Source organism: Luteolibacter yonseiensis, assembly GCF_016595465.1.
Classification (GTDB): Bacteria; Verrucomicrobiota; Verrucomicrobiia; order Verrucomicrobiales; family Akkermansiaceae; genus Luteolibacter; species Luteolibacter yonseiensis.
The window spans coordinates 61,951-81,160 of the sequence record NZ_JAENIK010000008.1 but is presented as its reverse complement, the minus strand read 5'-3'; the positions used below and the strand labels follow the sequence as shown (position 1 = coordinate 81,160).

Genomic DNA, 19,210 nt, shown 5'->3' with positions numbered 1-19,210 from the left:
GCATCATTCATGTTTCACCGCCGCCCGTGAGAAAATCGCATAAACCGCGGGCACCACGAATAGCGTCAGGAAGCCGGAGAAAATCAATCCTCCGACAACCGCGATCCCGAGCGACTGGCGTGATCCGCCGGAAGCTCCCAATGAAAGCGCGATCGGCAGGATGCCGAAGATCGTCGCGAGGCTGGTCATCAGGATCGGGCGGAAGCGTGAGATGGCGGCTTCCAGCGCGGCCTCCGTTTTCGACAGACCCGCCTCCTTCCGCTGGTTGGCGAACTCGACGATGAGGATGCCGTTCTTCGTGACGATGCCGATGAGCATGATGATGCCGATCTGGCTGAACACATTCAGCGTCTGATCCGTGAGGTGCAGCGAGAGCAGCGCGCCCGCGACCGAGAGCGGAACCGTCAGGATGATGATGAACGGATCACGGAAGCTTTCGAACTGCGCGGCGAGCACCAGATAGATGATGAGCAGCGCGAGAACGAAAGCGAACAACAGAGACGAGGAGCTTTCGGCGAAATCCCGCGATTGTCCGGCCAGCGAGGTGCGGAAATTCTCCGGAAGAACCTTTTCCGCCACCTTATCCAGCTCCTTGATGCCGTCGCCGAGGGTGTGTCCCGGCGCGGGAGTACCCTGGATGGTGGCCGAGACCGCGCGGTTGAAACGGAAGATGGCGGCCGGGCTGGCGGACTCGGAGAAGCTGACGAGGTTGTCCAAGGAAACCATTTCGCCCTTGGCCGTCCTGACGAAAAGTTTTTTCAAATCCCCCGGGTCGTTTCGGTCCTGCCGCTGCATCTGGGCGATGACCTGGTATTGTTTGCCGTTTTTCAGGAAGTAGCCGAAGCGCCGTCCCGAGTAGGCGAACTCGACGGTCTTGCCGATCTCCTCCACGGAGATGCCAAGCTCGGCGGCCTTCTTGCGGTCGATGGAGATGACGCCTTCCGGGCGGTTCACCTTCAGGTTGGCATCGATCTGGCGGAGCAGGGGGCTCTTGTTCGCTTCCGCGAGAAACTCGGGCAGCACCTTCACCAGCGACTCGAAGTTCGGCGCCTGGATCACATAGGCGAGCGGTTGTCCGGCCCGGCGGTCGCCGATGGTCGGTGGTTGTGACGCGAAGGATCGCACGCCGGTGAAATCCTGCAGTTCGCGGGTGAGCTGCTCGGCGATCTGGTCCTGCGTGCGGCCACGTTCCTCCGGTGCCTTGAGATAGATGTTCTGTGCGCCGGAGTTCGCCTCCGAGCCGCCGCCACCGCCGCCGAGGATGGTGAAGGATCGGTAGGTCTCGGGGATGTTCTCATCCACATACGCGGCGATCTTGTCCATCCAGCTCTCGGTGTATTCGAAACCGGCGCCCTCGGGAGCGGTGACGTTCACCCGGATGTTCTCACGGTCTTCCAACGGCGCTAGCTCCTGGGGGATCACACCGACGAGCCAGGCGATCATGCCACCGCTGGCCAGCAGGATCGGAAATGCCAGCCACCGCCAGCGCAGGAACGGCCCGAGCATGCCCCGGTAGCCGCTGGTGAGCCCTCTGAAGAACGGCTCCGTCGTGCGGTAGAACCAGTTCGGGGTGTCGCCGTGTTTTTTCAACAGGAAGCGGCACATCATCGGGGAAAGGGTGAGCGCGACAAACGCGGAGACGAGCACGCTGCCTGCGAGGGTGATCCCGAACTCGCGGAACAACCGGCCTGTCAGTCCCGAAAGGAAGATGAGCGGCAGGAAAACGGCGGCGAGCGAGAACGTGGTGGAGATGACGGCGAAATAGATTTCCTTCGAGCCGGTGAGTGCCGCTTCCATGGGCGTCATGCCTTCCTCGATCTTCGTGTAGATGTTCTCCAGCACCACGATGGCGTCATCGCAGACGAGGCCGATGGCGAGCACGATGGCGACGAGCGTGAGCACGTTGATGGAGAAGCCCGCCAGATACATGATGAAGAAGGCGGCGATGATGCTCACCGGAATGGCGATGACGGGAATGATCGTCGAGCGCCAGTCCCGCAGGAAAAGGAAGATGATCAGCGCCACCAGCACGAAGGCGATGACCAGAGTTTCCTCCACCTCGGCCACGGAGCGGCGGACGAAGCGGGTGAAGTCATAGCCGACCTCCACGGTGATGTCCGGCGGGACTTCCTTGCGGACCTGTTCCAGACGTTTGTTGAATTCATCGGCGATGGCGATGGCGTTGGTGTTCGGCTGGGGGATGATGGCCACGCCGATGCGGTAGAGCTGGCCGTTCTTGAAGCCGGTGCGCAGGTTTTCCGGGCCGAGTTCCGCGTAGCCGATGTCGCCGAAGAGGATCTGGCGGCCGTTCTCCTGCTTGATGATGAGGTTTTCGAACTCCTGGGGAGTGGACAGGCGGCCGAGCGTGCGGAGCGAGAGTTCGTTGCTGGAGCCTTCCAGGCGGCCGCTGGGAAGGTCCACGTTCTGGGTGTCGAGAGCGGCCTGCACGTCGGCGGGAGTCAACCGGTGGACGGCGAGTTTCACCGGGTCCATCCACAGGCGCATCGCGTAGCGTTTTTCGCCGAAAATCCGGACGGACGAGACACCGGGGATGGTTTCCATGCGCTCGCGGACGACGCGGTCCGCGATGTCGCTCACCTCCAGGATGCCGCGCTTGTCGCTGACCATGGAGAGGAAGAGAATCGGCGAGGAGTCGGCGTCGGCTTTTTCCACGACGGGTGGGTTCGAATCCACCGGGAGGTTTCTGGCTGCGCGCGAGACACGGTCGCGCACGTCGTTGGCGGCGGTGTCCAGGTCCGAATCCAGCGTGAACTCCACAGTGATGGTGCTGCGCTCCTGCCGCGACTCGGACGAAAGCGTGCGGATGCCGGCGATGCCGTTGATGACCTGTTCCAGCGGTTCGGTGATCTGTGACGCCACGACATCCGGGTTCGCACCCGGGTAGGTCGTCTGGACCGTGACGATGGGAGGATCCACCGCCGGATACTCGCGGACGCCGAGGAAATAGAAACCCGTCGCGCCGAAGAGAACGATGATGAGCGACATCACGATCGCCAGGACCGGCCGCCGGATGCTGGTGTCTGACAGACTCATGGCGCGGTCGCTGCGGTGACTTCCAGACCGGGGCGGATGCGGAGGAGGTTCGTGGTGACCACGGTGTCGCCTTCTTTCACGCCTTGCAGGATCTGGACCTGGTCATCGGTGCGGAGGCCGATCTCGATGGACTGGAGCTTGGCCTTGCCATTCTCCACCAGATAGATGCCCTGGCCTCTCGCGGAAGGGACGATCGCCTGGCTCGGGACCATGAAGCCGTGCGCCAGTTGGTCGAGGGAGAGCGTGACCTCGGCGAATCCGCCGGGGAGCAGTCCCTTCGGCTGGCTGCAGATGCCGCGGACGAGCAGGCTGCGGGTGGCCGCCTCGATGGCGGGCTCGAGCACGGTGATCTCTCCTTCGAATTTCGTGCCGTTTCCGGCGACGGTGAAGGTGAATTTCTGCCCGCTCTTCACCTCGCCGGAGTAGCGCTCGGGCAGCGGGAAATCCACCTTGATGCGGGAGACGTCCTGCAGCGTGATGAGCGGCGTGGTGGGGGAGACGAAGGCCCCCTCGCTGACCTGCCGCACGCCGACGCGCCCGGCGAAGGGCGCGCGGATCTCGGTCTTGGCGATCTGCGCCTGCTGGGTGTTGCGCTGGGCTTCCAGAATGGCCAGCTCGGCGGTCGAACTGTCGTATTCCTGCTGGCTGATGGCCTTGCTCGGCAGGAGGTTATCCACGCGTTTCTTGTTGGTGTTGGCGAGAAAGATGCGGGCCTGGATTTCACCGAGTTCCGCCTGGAGGTCGCTGTCGTCGAGCTTGAACAAGAGATCCCCGGCGGCGACGGCGCTGCCTTCCTGCACGTGGATTTTCACGAGGCGGCGGGAAAGTTCCGAAACGAGGGAGACGGATTCGTTCGCCCGCAGGGTGCCGACGGTGGAGAGGGTCTGGGTGAAAGGCGCTTTCCTGACGGTGTAGGTTTCCGCGACAAGCGGAGCGTTCGAAGCACCGCCTTTTCCGCCTTGGGCGAAGGCTCCCGTGACGAGAAGCGGGAGTGCCAGCAGGCGGATGGGTGTTTTCTTCAACAGGATCATGATCAAGGATAACGGAGAGGCTGATGGGTTGCCGCGCAAGGAAAAGTCTCAATCCGTCATGATGACGGTCTTGATGTCGCCGCTCGTCGTGTGGAAAAGCCTGTCGATGGCGACCACCCGTGAGCCGGAGTAGGGGCCGTCTCCCTCGCGGTTGTCCCAACGGTGGTAGATGATCTGGTAGCTCTTCTTGTCCGGGTACTGGATGATCGAGTGGTGGCCGGGCCCCTTGTGGGTGGCGTCGCTTTTCAAGATGACACCACGGTATTTCCACGGCCCGGTGGGGGATTCGGAAGTCGCATGGTGCACCGAGTAGCTGGCGTCCTGCCAACCGCCGTGGCTGTAGGTGAGATGGTAGAATTTCCCCTCGTAGTGCATGAACGCCCCTTCCGTGAAATTTTCCGGCGTCTTGACCTCGATCTCCTTGCGGAAGCTCACCATGTCGTCCGCCATCTCGAAGACCCGGAGCTTCGCGCCGGCGCTGCCGCCCGCGTAGAAGTAGAATTTCTTGCTGGCCGGGTCCTCGAACACCATCGGGTCGATGGCCTCGAAGCCGTTTCCGCCGGTGAGAAGCGCCTTGCCGGAATCCTTGAAGGGCCCTGCCGGGGAGTCTCCGACCGCGACACCGATGCGCGACGGACGGCCTTCGCTCTGCGGGCCGACGGAGTAGTAGAAATAGTATTTTCCGCCCTTGATCGCGATGCACGGCGCCCACGGGCCGAGCCCGCGGTAGCGTTCGTTCTTCAGCCATGAAACGTCCTTCAGATCAAGAAGCGGTCCGACCTTTTCCCAGGTTTTCTGGGGAGTGAACTTGAAGGCGAAGAAGTTTTTCCCTTTTTCCGTGTGGGTCGGGAAGATCCATGGCGTGCCGTCGATGACCGCCGCATGAGGATCCGCGGCGGCAAAAATCGGATTTTTCCCCTGCGCGGCGAGAGAGGTGGCGGCGAGGAGGATGAATGTCTTCAGGCGGAGCATGTGGCAATGGATACGTCGGACGGGGCGGGAGACTTTCTTCTGGAGGCCGGACAGCGTGAGATGGGGGAAATGACTTGTTTTTTCTATAGCCTCACGATGTTCTGGTGAGGCGATTCCTCTTTGATCTGAAGCCATTGTTCCAAATACCCTTCGGACTGGATTCGAAAGAATACAGGTTTGTCCGAAATGATGGTGAACTCACGGATTTTCTCAGAAGAGCCTCCTGTGTGGCAATGTGGCAAATTCTCACCGCTGTCTCCGGGCATTCCGATTGTCGGAGGAATGTCCGTGCCGGAAGTGCCGTCGACGACCTGGATTTGTATTTCTTTGAGCCAGAGATTCCCGATCCTCTGCGGGACCTGCCTCAGGCGGACCTCTGACGAAATCCAGAGCAATGCGAATACAGGTTGGACTCTCTTTCACCGGTCCTTCACCCGCTGCACGTTCGCTCCGAGCATGAGGAGCTTCTCGTCGATGTGCTCGTAGCCACGGTCGATGTGGTAGAGGCGGGAAATTTCGGTGGAACCTTTCGCGGTCAGTGCGGCGAGCACGAGTGCGGCGGAAGCACGGAGGTCGCTGGCCATGACAGGCGCGGCGGAGAGCCTTTCCACGCCGCGCACGACGGCGGTGCCGTTATCCACCTTGATGTCCGCGCCCATGCGCTTGAGCTCGGCGCAGTGCATGAAGCGTTGCGGGAAAATGGTGTCCTTGATCACGCTGAGACCCGGCGTCGTCGCGAGCAGCGCGGTCATCTGCGCCTGCATGTCGGTGGGATAACCCGGGTAAGGCGCGGTCGAGATCTCCACGCCCTGCAGGATTTCGCCGCGATGGATGGTGCAGGAATCGCCCGCTTCGTTGAACTCCACACGGTGGCCGGATTCCTCGATGGCGGCGGTGATGGCCTTCATGTGCTCGCGGCAGACGCGGCGGAGGGTGACCCCTTCTCCGGCGATGGCGGCGGCGGCCATGAAGGTCCCGGCCTCGATGCGGTCCGGAATGACGGTGTGCTCGACGCCGCGAAGTTCCTTCACCCCCTCGATGACGATGCGGCGGGTGCCGGCCCCGGTGATCTTCGCACCCATGGCGTTGAGGAAATTCGCGAGATCGAGCACCTCCGGTTCGGCGGCGGCGGACTCGATCACGGTGATGCCCTCGGCGAGGGTCGCCGCCATCATCACGTTGTCCGTGCCGAGGACGGTGGGGCCGTGGGTGCCGCGCAGGTCGATTTCCGCCCCCTTGAGGCCATCCGGCGCGGTGAGGGTGATGTTGCCGCCCTCGAATTCGATTTTCGCGCCCAGCGCTTCCAATCCGCGCAAATGCAGGTCCACCGGACGGTCGCCGATCACGCAGCCGCCGGGAAGGGAAACGACGCAGCGGCCGTTCCGGGCGAGCAGCGGGCCCATGACACAGATCGAGGCCCGCATGCGGCGGACGAGCTCGTAGGGGGCTTCGTCGATGATGTCGGCACAGGAGATGCGGACGGTGCCGGAGGAGCGTTCCACATCCGCGCCGAGCGCGCTGAGGATCTGGATCATGTAGTTCGTGTCCGAAACATCCGGCACGCGGCGGATGATGCAGTCCTCACCCGTGAGGATGGCGGCGGCGAGAATCGGCAGCGAGGCGTTTTTGGAACCGGAAATGTTGATGGCCCCCCGCAGGGTGGAGCCGCCGTGAACTACGAGTTTGTCCATGGATGGGAAAGTTGAGAGTTGGTGGTTGGGAGTTGAGTGAAGAAAATGGAATGGAGCGGCGCTTGTGGGAAATTGGTAGGAAAAGTCATCTTCCTCTCAACTCCCGATCGCCGGCTCCCGGCTTCTCCGCGCGAACGGAAAGCGGGCGATGCCGGAAAGGTCGGTTTTGACTTCGATGTCGGTGAAGCCGCAAGCATCGAGAATTCCAGCGACTTGTGAAGCCTGATCGTGGCCGATTTCCAAGGCCAGCCAGCCGCCGGGGTTGAGCCGGTGGAACGCGTCCGGAATGAACCGCCGGATCAGGTCCAGTCCGTCGTGGCCGGAAAAAAGCGCGAGTTCGGGATCGTGCCGGACTTCCCGGGAGATGGTGGCGCGTTCGGAGTCGGGGACGTAGGGGAGGTTGGCGACGATGCCGTCGAATGACGAATCAACGGCGCTGAAGAGGTCGCTTTGCAGGAAGCGGGCGTTCGGGATCTCCTGTGCGGCGGCGTTTTCCCGGGCGAGGGCGAGCGCGTCCGGGGAAATGTCGGCGAGGGTGACCTGCCAGCCGGGTCGTTCGGAGGCCAGCGTGAGGCCCAGCACACCGGAGCCGCAGCCCATGTCAAGCACTTGGGAATCAACGGAAAGATCCCATTGCAAGATGAACTCGGCGAGCTCCTCCGTCTCGGGCCGGGGGATCAGCGCGCGGGCGTCGGTCTTGAACTCCAGTTTGTGGAACCAGACTTTTCCGAGCAGATGCTGGAGAGGGATGCCTTCCCCACGTTTCTTGAGGTTCACCCGCAGCGGGGCGAGGTCCGATTCGTCGATGGGGCGGTCGAACTGGGTGTACAACTGCATCCGCGTGCAGTCGAGCTGGTGGGCGACGAGCATCTGCATGTTGCGCCGGGCGTCCTCGATGCCGCGTTTTTCGAGATAGCGCGTGCCGCCGTCGATGGTTTCCAGAACAGTGCTCATTCGTCAGACGCGGCAGCGTGGGGGAGCGCGGCGCGCGCGCCAAGCCTGATGATCGGGATTTTCCCGCCTCGTGAATTCGCTGGCCAGCGGCGGGCTGAAATGTTTTTTAGCGCCTGCGAGCGACCCGCCCGCGACGATGAGCGACACACACGGAGGCCACGCCGGCCATAGACCTCGCCTTGCGGCAACCACACTGGCCGCCCTGGGCATTGTTTTCGGAGATATCGGAACAAGTCCGCTTTATGCGTTCCGCGAGTGTTTTTCCGGGTCTCACGGAGCCACTCCCACGGCGGGCAACCTGGTGGGTGCCGCCTCGCTGATCGTCTGGTCGCTGATCATGGTGGTCACGGTGAAATACCTGCTGATCATCCTGAAACTGGACAACAAGGGGGAGGGCGGTGTTCTGGCTCTTTCTACCCTGATCCGCGGAGCCTTGAGATGTCTCGGGGGAAGGGACCCCAAAAAGATCCTGTTGTTCGGTCTGGCGGGAGCTTCATTGATTTATGCGGACGGCATGCTGACGCCGGCGATTTCCGTGCTCAGCGCCGTGGAAGGTCTGGCGGTGAGCGCGCCGGTGATCGCCCACTGGGCGGTGCCGCTGTCGGTGGTGCTGCTGGTCGCGCTGTTCTACATCCAGCGCTTCGGCACCGGACTGGTCGGAAGATTGTTCGGCCCGGTGATCCTGCTCTGGTTCGTCACATTGGCCGCGCTGGGAATCCGCGCTCTGTGGGCTCACCCGCAGGTGTTGTGGGCGATCAGCCCGTGGGAGGGGATTTCGTTCCTTTGCCGCGAGTGGAAACATGCGTTTCCGTTGCTTTCCGCGGTGTTTCTCGCGGTGACCGGAGGAGAATCTCTTTATGCGGACATCGGCCACTTCGGGACGAAACCGATCCGGGTCGCATGGTTCACGGTGGTGTTCCCGGCGCTGGTATTGAACTACCTCGGGCAGGCCGCGCTGCTGACGGCGGACCCCCTGGCGATCCGCAGTCCTTTCTTCCTGCTCGCCCCTTCCATGTTGCAACTGCCGCTGACGATCCTCGCCACCTGCGCGGCGATCATCGCCAGCCAGGCACTGATCTCGGGAGCCTTCTCGATGACCGCCCAGGCGGTGCAACTGGGCTGCATGCCCCGGACGCAGATCCTCTACACCTCGGAGCATTCGATGGGGCAGGTATATGTGCCTGCGGTGAACCACCTGCTGGCGGTCGCCTGCGTGCTGCTGGTGATCACCTTCAAGACATCCGCCGCGCTGGCCGGAGCTTATGGCATCGCGATCTCGGTGACGATGACGATCACCACCGTGTTGTTCTTCTCCGCCGCACGCGCGGTTTGGGGTTGGTCCGGTCTCAAGGCCGGTCTGGTCACCAGTCTGTTCCTGACATTCGAGGCCGCCTTCCTCGCCGCGAACACCTTGAAACTCCTGCCGACGGGCTGGCTGCCGCTCACCATCGGCGGCCTGGTGATGTGCACCATGCTCACGTGGCTGTGGGGTCGGAAGCGGTTGTATGAACGCATCGTCGCGGCTTCGCTGCCGATCGCGGATCTGCTCAGGGAGTTGAAGAAAGGCAGGATCCACCGCGTCTCCGGCACCGCGATCTATATGAGTGGAAAAGGCACCCAGGTGCCGAACGCGCTGCTGCATAACCTGAAGCACAACCAGGTCCTGCACGAACGGGTGATCCTCCTGCACGTGATGACCACCGACCAGCCGACGGCTTCCGAAGAAGATCTGCTCGAATACGAGGACCTCGGTGACGGCCTGCAGAACGTCACCATCCGTTTCGGGTTCACCGAAACACCGGATGTTCCGGCGGCATTGAAGAAACGGCTGAAGGGCGATGCCAAACTGCAGGTGTCCAAGGCGACCTATTTCCTCGGCCGGGAGAGTTATGGCATGGGAAAACATGCGACATTCATGGACCGCCTGCGCCTGTCGATCTTCGGAGTGCTCGCCCGCAACGCCTCCCCCGCGACGGCTTATTTCCAGCTTCCTCCGGGGCGCGTGGTGGAGCTCGGCGCCCAGATCACCCTCTGAAAAGGGGTGTGAATGAATGTATATTTCACTAGCCAGCGGGGTTGGGAAATGATTTGAAGCCCGCGCAGGCGATCCGCTTGCTACGATGAATGAATCAACCCCCGGCCATCACGGCCATTCGCATTCGTTGGCAGCTACCACCCTTGCTGCGCTGGGCATTGTTTTCGGTGACATCGGCACCAGTCCCTTGTATTCGTTCCGAGAGTGTTTCTCCCTGGAGAGCGGACATGGCGCACCGATCAATCCGCAGAATCTCGCGGGAGCCGCATCGCTGATCGTATGGGCGCTGCTGCTGGTGGTGTCCGTGAAATATCTTTTCATCATCCTGAAACTGGACAACCGGGGCGAGGGAGGAATCCTGGCGCTGTCCACATTGATCCGCAGCACTTCCAAGAAGCTTGGAAATGTGGATTCCCGGAAAATCCTGCTGTTCGGTCTGGCGGGTGCCGCCCTGATCTATGCCGACGGCATGCTGACTCCGGCGATCTCGGTGCTCAGCGCGGTGGAGGGGCTCGCGGTCAGCAGTCCGGCTGTCGCCCACTGGACGGTGCCTGCGTCGGTGGTGATCCTCATCGGTTTGTTTTCCATCCAACGCTTCGGTACGGGGCAGGTGGGCAAGCTGTTCGGGCCGGTGGTGTTGATATGGTTCCTGTCGCTGGCACTTCTTGGTGGCAGGCAGATCCTGATGCATCCGGAAGTCATCAGATCACTGGGACCATGGGAGGGGCTGTCCTTCCTTGTCCGGGAATGGAAGCACGCGTTCCCGCTGCTGGCCGCGGTGTTTCTCGCGGTGACGGGTGGCGAGGCGCTCTACGCGGATCTGGGGCATTTCGGCACCACGCCGATCCGCATCGGTTGGTTCGTGGTGGTGCTTCCGGCCTTGGTGATCAACTATCTGGGGCAGGCCGCGCTTCTGACCTCGGACCCGTCCGCCATCCGTAATCCGTTTTTCCTGCTGGCTCCCGGCTTCCTGCAGCTCCCGCTGACGATCCTCGCCACCGCCGCCGCGATCATCGCGAGCCAGGCGCTCATCTCAGGCGCTTTCTCGCTCACCACCCAGGCGGTGCAGCTCGGTTGCATGTGCCGGATGCGGGTTTTATATACCTCGGAACATTCCGTGGGGCAGGTCTATGTGCCGGCCGTCAACCACATCCTTGCCGCCGCCTGCATCCTTCTGGTGATCACCTTCCAGACCTCCGCCGCTCTCGCGGGTGCCTATGGCATCGCGATCTCGCTCACGATGACGATCACATCGGTGTTGTTCTTCGCCGCGGCACGGACGGTGTGGGGATGGTCGAAGCTCAAGGCGGGAATCCTCACCGGGCTGTTCCTCATCCTGGACGGAGCGTTTCTCGGAGCGAATGTATTGAAGATCTTCCCATCCGGCTGGCTGCCGTTGTTGATCGCCGCCGCCGTCATGTCGGCCATGTTGATATGGATCTGGGGACGGAAGATGCTCTATGCGCGGATCATCCGCGACGCGCTGCCGATCGATGTTCTTCAGAAGGATCTGAAGAATGGAAAAATCCAACGTGTCACCGGAACCGCCATCTACATGAGTGGCAAGGGACTGCAGGTCCCGACGGCTCTTCTCCATAATCTCAAACATAATAAAATCCTCCACGAAAGGGTGATCCTGCTTCATGTGGAGACTCTCGACCAGCCACGGGCGAATGAGAACGAGACGCTCGAATTCGAGGATTTCGGTGATGGCCTGCAACGTGTGACCATGCGTTTCGGCTTCGCGGAAACACCGGACGTGCCGGAAGCGTTCAAGAACAGGATGCCGGAGGAACATCGTTTTCCCGCGGGAAAAGCCACCTATTTCCTCGGTCGCGAGACATACTTCGTGGGCAAGAACGCTACTCTTTTCGGGCGTCTGCGCCTGTCACTCTTCGCGATGATGGCGCGCAACGCGTCCCCCGCCACCGCATATTTCCAACTTCCGCCGGGACGTGTGGTCGAGCTGGGTGCCCAGCTCATCCTCTGACAAATGTGAATTTAGGTTTGCGGGAATGCTCCCGCTTGTTAACCCGTGTCCATCCATACCGCACTTTCCATCACGGGCCTCGGCGCCCTTTCAGCCCTTGGTTCAGATGTGGCGTCGCATTATCAGGCGGTGCTCGCACGCCGGACGCCGTTCCGGAAGCTGGGTGGGTTGTTGGGAAATGACAGCCCCCATGCCCACCGCCCAGGGGCATGGATCGGGGAACGTAAATTGTTGATCAACCGCAAGTGGAGTCCAGCCACCATGGCCGCCCTGCATGTCGCGCGCGAAGCCGTTTCCGCGGCGGGCTGGAGGGATGATGATCTGCGGGATGCCGCGCTCGTCATCGGGACCAGCCGTGGCAATGCGGCGGGCTGGCTGGGGCCCTGGCCGGGCCGCAGGCCGTTCAAGCTGATGGCCGCCAGCAACACGATCCACAGCGAACCCTGCTCCGCGATATCGATCGAGTTCGGCATCACGGGGCCGAACCATGTGCTTGCCAGCGGTTGCGCCGCCGGTCTGGACGCGGTGGGGATCGCGATGATGATGGTCCGGTCCGGAGCCGCTCCGAGAGCGCTGGCGGTGGCGGTGGACCTGCCATTGGTGCCTCTTCTGCTGGATAATTACCATGCTTCCGGTTTGCTGGCGGATGCGATGGCCCTGGATCCCTACCACCCGGCATCGGCGGGCTTCATCCCCGCCGAGGGCGCCGCCGCGATGGCGATCGAACCCGCCGAAGGAAAGTTCTCCCGCTTGCTTCACTACGGATGCAACTCCGATGCCCGCGATCCTGTCGGCATTCCCGCCGACGGCGGACGCACGCCCGAGCTGTTCGAAAAGGCGTTGGCACTCCATGGAAAACCCTCCGCCATCTGTCCGCACGCCACCGGCACATCGGTGCAGGCGGTGGCGGATCCGGCATCGTTCCGCCGCGCGTTTCCTGCGGATCCACCGGATCTTCACCTTCTCAAACCCTTCATCGGTCATACCATCGGTGCGAGCGGTTTGTTGGAAAGCGTGATCCTCGCACGTTTCCTGGAAGAGGGAAAACTCCCGCCGAATCTCCCCGGCCTGCATGCTCCGGACGGTTTCAACCTGCCGCACGAGCCGCTTGATGCCTCCGGCCCGATCTATAAACTCTCCCATGGAATGGGAGGGCACAACGCACTCTTGATCCTATCACCACCATGACTCCATCACGCCGCCTGGAAGTTTCCATCGATGACCAGACACTCAGTGTCATCGAGGGAGATGAACGCATCCGCCAGTTCTCCGTTTCCACCGCCACCAAGGGGGTTGGTTTTGTGGAAGGGAGTTATCGCACGCCTTCGGGACGCTTCGTGATCTCTGAGAAAATCGGCGATGGCGAGCCTCTTGGCACCATTTTCAAACAGCGCGTGCCCGTCGGCCTCTGGCGCGAGGGAGATGTGTGTGCCGGGGACCTGGTGCTCACCCGCATCCTGAGGATGGAGGGCCTTGATCCGGAAAACGCGAATTCACTGGAGCGGAATATCTATATACATGGCACGAACGGAGAGGATCGGATCGGCCATCCCGCCAGCCAGGGATGCGTGAGGCTTGCCAACACGGACGTGATCGAACTGTTCGACCTGGTGGATGTCGGGACGGAAGTGTTGATCCATCCCCCATCCGTGCGACGCGGAAAACTGTTTTTCATCGATTGTGATTCGACGCTTTCCACCATCGAGGGCATCGACGAACTCGCGCGTGCGAAGGGAGACGAGGTGTTCCAGCGGGTGGTGGATCTCACCCATGCGGCGATGAACGGGGAGGTGCCCATCGGGGATGTGTTTTTCAAACGCATGGAAATGATCCGTCCGGATCGTGATTTATGTGAGTCGATCGCGCAACTTTACATGGAAACAGTGGTTTCAGGGGCTGCGGAATTGATTCAGGAATTGAAGGCGGATGGTTGGTTGCCAATCATCCTGTCTGGGGGATTCGCGCCGTTGATCCGGCCGCTCGCGGAGTTGCTCGGGGTTGAGCATGTGGAGGCGGTGCCGGTATATTTCAATGATGATGGAAGCTACAAGGGCTATGGGGAAACCTATCCCACCACGCGGAATCTTGGTAAGAACGAAGTCATCCGCGAGTGGAAAACGGCCCTCCTGCCCGAGCGGGTGGTGATGATGGGGGATGGCATGTCGGATATGGAGACAGGTCCCGATGTGGATCTGTTCGTCGGATTCGGCGGTGTTGTCGCCAGGCCCAGGGTGATGGATGGAGCGGGCTACTGGCTCGCGGATATGAATGATAGATCGGGATTCTGGAATGCGATCTCAGATGTGGGGAAGGAATGATCCATCATTTAGTGGAATGATGCTTATGATATTGGGAAAGATATTAGGAAAATTTCGCTTGATCGATTGTGCTTGAGTCATAGCTTGCATGTGTCATGAGTACTACTACCAAGAAAGCATCCTCAAAAGGAATTCGCTATACCGATGAACAAAAGAAGGAAGTCATCGATTTCGCGGTGAATTATAATGCGGCAAACGGCCGCGGCGGCCAGAGCAAGGCTGCTGAGAAATTCAATATTTCCCAGCTCACCGTCGCAAGCTGGCTGAAGTCCGTGAAAGCTCCCAAGGCTGCGAAAGCACCGAAGGAAGCAAAGGCGAAGGCTCCGAAGGCCGCCGCCGACGGCCGTGGCAAGAAGAGCCGTTATTCCGACGACCAGAAGAAGGAAGTCACCGACTTCGTGGTGGCATACAACGCCGCGAACGGTCGTGGCGGTGCGAGCACGGCATCCAAGAAGTTCGGCATCTCCCCGCTGACCGTCGTGGCCTGGCTCGGTGCCGCCGGCGTGAGTTCCAAGGGTGGCAAGAAAGCCGCTCCAGCCAAGGCTTCCAAGGCGGCGAAAGCTCCGAAGGCCGCCGTGGTGTCCGGTGGACTCAACGCCAAGCTCACCTCCCTCCTCGCCCTGAGCAATCAGATCGACAAGGCCGAGGCGGAACTGGCGAAACTCAAGTCCAGGTTCGCGTCGCTCAAGGCCGCGCTGTAAATCGAAGACCCGATTCCAATCGGGACCATCAGCCGTCTTCCGTTCAGGTGGAAGGCGGCTTTTTATTGTCCATTCACCACCGGACGCCGGTGGTGATCTCCTTCCAAAGCATGCGCTCCCCCTCGAAGACGAATTTCCCCAGGAAGGTTTGTTCATCGAGCAGAAGAGGCAGCCAGTGCCTGTCATCCTCCCACATCCGCTGATAGGGGATTTCCTCCAGCCGCGTCCATACGGGCACCGCCTCATCCGTTTCGGTGGGTGTGCCGGTGAAGTCATCCGCCCGATAGACATGGCAAAGGATGTCCGGACAGTCCGACATCGCGAACCGCAGCTCGCCGAGTTTCCTCGGCGTGTGGGGCGTGATGCACAACTCCTCCTGGGTTTCCCGGATGATCGCCTGGAGAGGGGTTTCGCCGGGATCGATCTTCCCGCCGGGGCCGTTGATTTTCCCCGCGCCCAAGCCCCGCTTCTTCTCAATGAGCAGGACCTGCCCGTCCCTCACGATGAACATGAGCGTGGCATGCATTTCACCGGACCAGGTGGTCCAGTCGATGGGAGAGGGCTGGCTCATGGGATGGTGTGGTCAGGCGCCCGCCGCCGCGTAGGCTTCCACGGAATCGCAGGTGCAGACGAGGTTCCGGTCGCCATGCACGTTGTCGATGCGGCCCACCGACGGCCAGAACTTGTGATTGCGGAGATATGGCAGCGGGAACGCCGCCTGCTCGCGGCTGTATGAGTGCGGCCATTCGTTGCCACACACTGTTTCGCATGGATGCGGCGCGTGCTTGAGCGGGTTGTCATTGGCATCGAGTTCGCCGCTGATGACGGCGGAGATCTCTCCGTGGATGGAGATCATCGCGTCGCAGAAGCGGTCGAGCTCGGACTTGGACTCGGACTCCGTCGGCTCGATCATCAGCGTGCCGCCGACAGGCCAGCTCATCGTCGGAGCGTGGAAGCCGTAGTCCATGAGACGCTTCGCCACATCCTCCACCGTGATGCCGCTGGCATCGGAAAGGGGACGGACGTCGATGATGCATTCGTGCGCCACACGGCCTTCGTTGCCGGTGTAGAGGATCGGGAAGAACGGTGCGAGACGCTTGGCGATGTAGTTCGCGTTGAGGATGGCGACCTGGGTGGCCTCCGTCAGTCCGTCGGGTCCCATCATCGCGACATACATCCAGGAAATCGTGTTGATCGATGCGCTTCCCCAGGGGGCGGAACACACCGCGCCTTCCTTTTCCGGCAGTTCCGCGTGTCCGGGGAGATAGGGAAGGAGCTGTCTCGCGACGCCGATGGGGCCGACACCCGGTCCGCCGCCGCCGTGGGGGATGCAGAAGGTCTTGTGCAGGTTGAGATGGCAGACGTCCGCGCCGATCAGGCCGGGCGAGGTGAGGCCCACCTGGGCGTTCATGTTCGCCCCATCCATGTAAACCTGGCCGCCCGCCTCGTGGATGATGTTGCAGATGTCGCGGATCGTTTCTTCGAAGACGCCGTGTGTGGACGGGTAGGTCACCATCAGCGCGGCGAGGTTTTCGCGGTGTTCCTCCGTGCGGGCCGCGAGATCCGCGACGTCGATGTTTCCGTCCGCGTCACATTTCACGCCGATGACCTTCATGCCGACCATCACCGCCGAGGCGGGGTTCGTGCCGTGCGCGGAAACCGGGATGAGACAGATGTTCCGGTGGGAGTCGCCCCGGGCGAGGTGATAGCGGCGGATGGCCAGCAGTCCGGCATACTCACCTTGGGAGCCGGCGTTCGGCTGGAGGGAAACCCCTGCGAACCCGGTGACCTCCGCCAGCCATCCTTCCAGCAGCGCGAGCATCTCGCGATAGCCCTGGCTCTGGTCGGCGGGGACGAACGGATGCAGCGACGCCACTTCCGGCCAGCTCAGCGGCATCATCTCGGAGGTCGCGTTCAGCTTCATCGTGCAGGAGCCAAGGGCGATCATCGACTCGTTCAACGCGAGGTCCTTCGACTCCAGGCGTTTCAGGTAGCGCAGCATGTCCGTCTCGGAATGATAGCTGTTGAAAACCTTCTGCTGGAGGAACGGGGTGGTCCGCGCGTGGCCGCCGTGCCATGCGGCGCCGCTGTTGTCCTGTGAAACCACTTTCACGCCGAACGCGGCGGCGATCACCGCCAGATCATCATCCGTGGTCGTTTCATCCAGAGAGATGCCCACATAGTCCCCGTCGATGCGGCGGAGATTGATGCCCGATGCGGCGGCGGCGGAGAGCACGTCGTCCGCCTTGCCGGTGACCTTCGCGGCAAGCGTGTCGAAAAACGGACCCACCTCGACAGCCACCCCCCCCGCGGTGAGCGTGGTCTTGAGCGAGGCGGTGCGGGCATGGATGGTGTTCGCGATGTGTTGCAGCCCCTCGGGGCCATGATACACCGCATACATCGACGCCATCACCGCCAGGAGCACCTGTGCGGTGCAGATGTTGGAAGTCGCCTTGTCGCGGCGGATGTGCTGCTCGCGGGTTTGCAACGAAAGGCGGTAGCCCGGCTTGCCGCGCGAGTCGACGGACACGCCGATGAGGCGGCCCGGCATCTTCCGTTTCAGCGCGTCCACACACGCCATGAATCCCGCGTGGGGGCCACCGAAGCCCATCGGGACGCCGAAGCGCTGGGAGGAACCCACGCAGATGTCCGCGCCGAATTCACCTGGGGCTTTCAACACGGTGAGAGCCAGCAGGTCGGCGGCGACGATGGTCACCGCGCCCGCGGATTTCGCCGTGGCGAAAAATTGCGCGAAGTCGTCGATGCGGCCCCGGGTGTCGGGGTACTGCACGATCACCGCGAAGAGTCCGTCGCAGGCGGCGGGTTCGAAAGTCTGCCAGTCACCGATGACCACCTTGATGCCGAGCGGCTCGGCGCGGGTCACCACCACGTCGATGGTTTGCGGATGACAGCGGTCCGAGACGAAGATGGCTTTGCCCTTCGGCTTGCCTGCGAGGGCCAGGCTCATCGCTTCCGCAGCGGCGGTTCCCTCGTCCAGCAAAGAAGCGTTGGAAACATCCAGCCCGGTGAGATCCGTGATCATCGTCTGGAAATTGAGCAGAGCCTCCAGGCGGCCTTGGGCGATCTCGGCCTGATAGGGAGTATAGGCCGTGTACCAGCCGGGATTTTCCAAAATGTTCCGCTGGATGACTCCCGGCGTGTGGGTGCCGTAGTAACCCTGGCCGATGAACGACCGCATCACCCGGTTTTTCGACATGATGGACTTCAGCCATGCCAGCGCCTCTTGTTCCGAGCGTGCGGGAGGCAGGGTGAGAGCGCCATCCATGCGGATTCCCGCCGGCACGGCGGCATTGATGAGGGCGTCCAGCGAAGGATAGCCGGTTTCCCGGATCATCTCCTCGCGGTCGGAACCAACGGGACCCAAATGGCGGCTGCGGAAATCAAGACGGGCGGACATGGCGTTAGGTGGTTGGAGTAAGGTGCGGATGGAATCGGAACGCCCTTTCCATAGAGGAAATCGCCCCCGGCGCAACCCCGGTGCTGGGAAATTTCGGGAAATTTCGCCGCGCCCGGGATGAGAATGATGCCGTTTGCCCGGAGTTGGTGGATTCACATATGACATTCACCAGCAACCCGGCACGGCGGGATTCAGCCACCACGCGTGTTTGCGAGAAGATCGGCGTCGCGGATCGCCTGTTTCCTCAGGCTGCTGCGGGCGTTCTTCAGTTTTTTCCAAAGTGTCGGGACGAAATCCGCCGTGAATCCGTGATCTTCCAGCCACACGGAAAGCGTGGCGATGTCGTTCTCATCCCCGAGGATTTCCGCGAGATCCACCAGTTTTGGATCCGGAGTGACGCTGGTTTCCGGCAGGAACTTGAGCGCCCCGAGGTAGGCCTTGATGGCCTTCCGGGCGTCATGGAAATCCTCCTCGGCATCATGATCGAGTTTTCCGCAACGCTTGCCGGCCTGCTTGCCGAGTTTTTTCTCCCCCTTGGCGAGACGCTCGGCGAGGGCTTCCACCGGCAGCTCCTGGAGGTTTTTCCTCGCTGCCGCGACGCGTTCCTGGCACCAGGCGATGGTTTCCGGCGGCGGCCTGCGGGCGGCGGAATGGGTTTGCTGGTCCAACAGGCCGAGAATGGCGGCACCGGCCGGAGCGTCATCCTCCCACCCGATCTTCCCCCAGGTGCTCAGCCGTGACACCGCATCACGCGGGCCGGACAGCAGGCGGCCGATGGCCTGGATTTCCTTGATGGAATCCTTCAGCCGGAACAATGAGAACCCGCCGCGCAGGGTTTTTCCGAGTTTGCGGATGGCGTGCACGTCCTCGGCCACGCGGCCTTTGGAGTCGAGCAGTCCGTTCAACAACTGCTCCATGGTGTCACATCCGCCGGAGAGCCGCTCGCTTGCGGATCGTGCGTCCTCATCAGTCAGGGAAATCATTGGCGGTATGAAATAACAGTATCATCCGCTTGTCAGTGACGATTTTGTGACAATGCGCCGATT

The 19,210-nt window shown here is 61.8% G+C and carries 13 protein-coding genes; 5 read left to right on the top strand and 8 right to left on the bottom strand.

From position 1 onward, the window contains the following. Positions 1-3: 3 nt before the first annotated feature. The 5 genes from JIN84_RS06610 to prmC form a co-directional block, all read right to left on the bottom strand. Positions 4-3,054 (bottom strand): efflux RND transporter permease subunit, encoded by a 3,051-nt coding sequence (locus JIN84_RS06610; protein ID WP_200350242.1) that lies wholly within the window; start codon positions 3,052-3,054, stop codon positions 4-6. Continuing rightward, on the bottom strand, positions 3,051-4,085 hold the full coding sequence (locus JIN84_RS06605) for an efflux RND transporter periplasmic adaptor subunit (protein ID WP_200350241.1): 1,035 nt from the start codon (positions 4,083-4,085) through the stop codon (positions 3,051-3,053). Before JIN84_RS06605 ends, JIN84_RS06610 begins: the two co-directional genes overlap by 4 nt. A 48-nt stretch (positions 4,086-4,133) precedes the next feature. Further along, a complete protein-coding gene (locus tag JIN84_RS06600; protein WP_200350240.1) occupies positions 4,134-5,057 on the bottom strand; it encodes a family 43 glycosylhydrolase in 924 nt (307 codons plus the stop codon). Positions 5,058-5,476: 419 nt separating this feature from the next. After that, on the bottom strand, positions 5,477-6,748 hold the full coding sequence (gene murA / locus JIN84_RS06595; protein ID WP_200350239.1) for a UDP-N-acetylglucosamine 1-carboxyvinyltransferase: 1,272 nt from the start codon (positions 6,746-6,748) through the stop codon (positions 5,477-5,479). 96 nt (positions 6,749-6,844) lie between these two features. Further along, positions 6,845-7,702: a peptide chain release factor N(5)-glutamine methyltransferase gene (gene prmC / locus JIN84_RS06590; RefSeq protein ID WP_200350238.1), complete on the bottom strand. Its 858-nt coding sequence runs from the start codon at positions 7,700-7,702 to the stop codon at positions 6,845-6,847. A 70-nt stretch (positions 7,703-7,772) separates the two neighbouring features. Between prmC and JIN84_RS06585 the strand changes: the two genes are divergently transcribed. The 5 genes from JIN84_RS06585 (at position 7,773) to JIN84_RS06560 (ending at position 14,746) form a co-directional block, all read left to right on the top strand. After that, the gene (locus JIN84_RS06585; protein WP_200350237.1) at positions 7,773-9,737 is read left to right on the top strand and encodes a potassium transporter Kup; all 1,965 of its coding nucleotides are present in this window, start codon (positions 7,773-7,775) and stop codon (positions 9,735-9,737) included. A gap of 85 nt (positions 9,738-9,822) precedes the next feature. Next, the gene (locus JIN84_RS06580) at positions 9,823-11,727 is read left to right on the top strand and encodes a potassium transporter Kup (protein WP_200350236.1); all 1,905 of its coding nucleotides are present in this window, start codon (positions 9,823-9,825) and stop codon (positions 11,725-11,727) included. Positions 11,728-11,772: 45 nt separating this feature from the next. Beyond that, positions 11,773-12,915, top strand: a complete 1,143-nt coding sequence (locus JIN84_RS06575) for a beta-ketoacyl synthase N-terminal-like domain-containing protein (RefSeq protein WP_200350235.1) — start codon at positions 11,773-11,775, stop codon at positions 12,913-12,915. Further along, complete coding sequence (locus JIN84_RS22940) at positions 12,912-14,045, top strand: HAD-IB family phosphatase (protein ID WP_234043245.1); 1,134 nt, start codon at positions 12,912-12,914, stop codon at positions 14,043-14,045. The genes JIN84_RS06575 and JIN84_RS22940 overlap by 4 nt, the downstream gene beginning before the upstream one ends. Before the next feature lie 95 nt (positions 14,046-14,140). Further along, entirely contained in the window at positions 14,141-14,746 is a 606-nt protein-coding gene (locus tag JIN84_RS06560; RefSeq protein ID WP_200350234.1) for a hypothetical protein, read from the top strand. A 73-nt stretch (positions 14,747-14,819) separates the two neighbouring features. On the opposite strand, the gene JIN84_RS06555 is transcribed toward JIN84_RS06560, so the two are convergent. The 3 genes from JIN84_RS06555 to JIN84_RS06545 form a co-directional block, all read right to left on the bottom strand. Further along, on the bottom strand, positions 14,820-15,317 hold the full coding sequence (locus tag JIN84_RS06555) for an 8-oxo-dGTP diphosphatase (RefSeq protein WP_234043244.1): 498 nt from the start codon (positions 15,315-15,317) through the stop codon (positions 14,820-14,822). A gap of 12 nt (positions 15,318-15,329) precedes the next feature. Next, positions 15,330-18,164: an aminomethyl-transferring glycine dehydrogenase gene (gene gcvP / locus JIN84_RS06550; protein WP_200350233.1), complete on the bottom strand. Its 2,835-nt coding sequence runs from the start codon at positions 18,162-18,164 to the stop codon at positions 15,330-15,332. A 191-nt stretch (positions 18,165-18,355) separates the two neighbouring features. After that, a complete protein-coding gene (locus JIN84_RS06545) occupies positions 18,356-19,147 on the bottom strand; it encodes a CHAD domain-containing protein (RefSeq protein WP_200350232.1) in 792 nt (263 codons plus the stop codon). Positions 19,148-19,210 lie beyond the last annotated feature (63 nt).